2 rRNA genes (1 of these 2 running past the window's edge) are annotated in these 2961 nt (G+C 54.4%); both read left to right on the forward strand.

The features are described 5' to 3' along the window. A 23S ribosomal RNA gene (locus AC5JDC_RS12965) occupies nucleotides 1-2713 on the forward strand; it begins 108 nt to the left of the window's first position. Between the two features lie 122 nt (nucleotides 2714-2835). Continuing rightward, nucleotides 2836-2947 (forward strand): 5S ribosomal RNA (gene rrf, locus AC5JDC_RS12970). Nucleotides 2948-2961 lie beyond the last annotated feature (14 nt).

Consider the following 2961-nt stretch of genomic DNA (forward strand, 5'->3'; position numbering starts at 1 on the left):
CGTGTCCGAATGGGGCAACCCAGTTGGTTGAAGACCAACTATCCTGAGAAGGAAGCCAACCCGGAGAACTGAAACATCTAAGTACCCGGAGGAACAGAAAACAACAGTGATTCCCCCAGTAGTGGCGAGCGAACGGGGAGTAGCCCAAACCGGTTTTGTTACGGCAAAGCCGGGGTTGTAGGACCCTTTTTTAGAACTTCCGTCAAATCGAACGGTCTGGGAAGGCCGGCCAGAGCGGGTGACAGCCCCGTAGGTGTAAATCGGAAGAACGTAGGGGTATCCTGAGTAGGGGGGGACCGGTGAAATCCCCTTTGAATCCGGCGGCACCATCCGCCAAGGCTAAATACGACTGAGAGACCGATAGTGAACCAGTACCGTGAGGGAAAGGTGAAAAGTACCCCGAACAGGGGGGTGAAAAGACCCTGAAACCGTGCGCTTACAAGCGGTCGGAGGCCTTTAGTGGGCTGACGGCGTGCCTTTTGCATAATGAGCCTACGAGTTGCCGTCCCTGGCAAGGTTAACCGCGAGAACGCGGGCAGCCGAAGCGAAAGCGAGTCTGAACAGGGCGAATAGTCAGTGGGGGCAGACGCGAAACTTGGTGATCTACCCATGGCCAGGTTGAAGGTGCGGTAACACGCACTGGAGGACCGAACCAGTTAACGTTGAAAAGTTTTTGGATGAGCTGTGGGTAGGGGTGAAAGGCCAATCAAACTGAGAAATAGCTCGTACTCCCCGAAATGTTTTTAGGAACAGCCTCGGGATAGAGTCCACTGGAGGTAAAGCTACCGATAGGACTAGGGGGAGTCACATCCTACCAAATCCTGACGAACTCTGAATGCCAGTGGATATGCCCGGGAGTGAGGGCTGGGGTGCTAAGGTCCCAGTCCGAGAGGGAAAGAACCCAGACCATCCGCTAAGGTCCCCAAGTGTGGACTAAGTTGAACAAAGGAGGTCCGACTGCCGAGACAGCCAGGATGTTTGCTTGGAAGCAGCAATTCATTTAAAGAGTGCGTAACAGCTCACTGGTCGAGCGGGGCGGGCATCGATAATAAACGGGCATCAAGCCCACCACCGAAGCGATGGAAGAGAAATCTTGGTAGGGGAGCATTCCCAGCGGCAGTGAAGGTTAGACGACGAGTCTGGCTGGAGCGCTGGGAAAAGCAAATGTAGGCATAAGTAACGACAATGCGGGCGAGAACCCCGCACACCGAAAGGCTAAGGATTCCTCCGCTATGTCAATCAACGGAGGGTTAGTCGGGTACTAAGGCGTTAGCGAAGGCGAAGCGCCGATGTCAAGGGGGTTAATATTCCTCCACTTGCGCAATGTGTGAACTCATGACGGAGACGAAAGCGGTGGTGCGTCCTGACGGAAGCGGGCGCCAGCAGGGGCGGCCTTCGGGCCAAACCGAATCACTGTCGAGACTTCCAAGAAAAGTGGGAGAAACACCAGCATTGCGCAACCCGTACCGCAAACCGACACAGGTAGCCGGGGAGAACATCCTAAGGTGCTCGAGTGAATCACGGCTAAGGAACTCGGCAAATTGACCCTGTAACTTCGGGAGAAGGGGGGCCTACCCAGCGATGGGAGGCCGCAGAGAAAAAGCCCAGGCGACTGTTTAACAAAAACACAGGGCTATGCAGAAATCGAAAGATGACGTATATGGCCTGACACCTGCCCGGTGCCGGAAGGTTAAGAGGGGGGCTTAGCGCAAGCGAAGGTCTGAATCGAAGCCCCGGTAAACGGCGGCCGTAACTATAACGGTCCTAAGGTAGCGAAATTCCTTGTCGGGTAAGTTCCGACCTGCACGAATGGTCTAATGAGTTGAACACTGTCTCCTCCACGAGCCCGGTGAAATTGTAGTATCGGTGAAGATGCCGGTTACCCGCCACGGGACGGAAAGACCCCGTGAACCTTCACTACAACTTTGCATTGATTTTGAATTACGGATGTGTAGAATAGTTGGGACGCTTTGAAGCATTGCCGCCAGGTAGTGTGGAGCGGTCGTTGAAATACCAACCTTCTTTGATTTAGAGTCTAATCCCTTGCGGGAAACAGTGCATGGTGGGTAGTTTGACTGGGGTGGTCGCCTCCTAAAGAGTAACGGAGGCTTGCAAAGGTACCCTCAGTACGGTTGGTAATCGTACGAAGAGCGCATTAGTATAAGGGTGCTTGACTGTGAGGCACACAAGCCGAGCAGGGACGAAAGTCGGCTAAAGTGATCCGGCGGTTCTGTATGGAAGGGCCGTCGCTCAAAGGATAAAAGGTACTCCGGGGATAACAGGCTGATCTCCCCCAAGAGCTCATATCGACGGGGAGGTTTGGCACCTCGATGTCGGTTCGTCACATCCTGGGGCTGGAGAAGGTCCCAAGGGTTCGGCTGTTCGCCGATTAAAGTGGCACGCGAGCTGGGTTCAGAACGTCGTGAGACAGTTCGGTCCCTATCTGTGATGGGCGTCGGAAGATTGAGGGGGTCTGACCTTAGTACGAGAGGACCGGGTTGGACCGACCGCTGGTGCATCAGTTGTTCCGCCAGGAGCACGGCTGAGTAGCCACGTCGGGTTGAGATAAGCGCTGAAAGCATCTAAGTGCGAAACTTGCCCCAAGATGAGTCTTCCATAGAGAGTCGTGCCAGATGAGCACGTTGATAGGCGACAGGTCTAAAGCCCGAGAAGGCAAAGCCGAGTCGTACTAATTGCTCGAAAGGTTCCACTTTTAGCTTTTGCTGAAAAGCGGGTGCTCACCAGGAAAACAACGAAACTGCTTTTTTCACAATCCCCCTCAAAGCCCCTGCCGGTGCCCGCCACCGCAGGTGACAGAAGAAACCTCACCGCCTTGAAGGTGGTCATAGCGGGGGTGTTCACCTCTTCCCATTCCGAACAGAGCCGTTAAGCCCCCCCTCGCCGATGATACTGCGCTCACCCGTGGGAAAGTAGGTAACCGCCTCAAATCTTCTTTTACTT

This window comes from Kumtagia sp., from assembly GCF_059502445.1.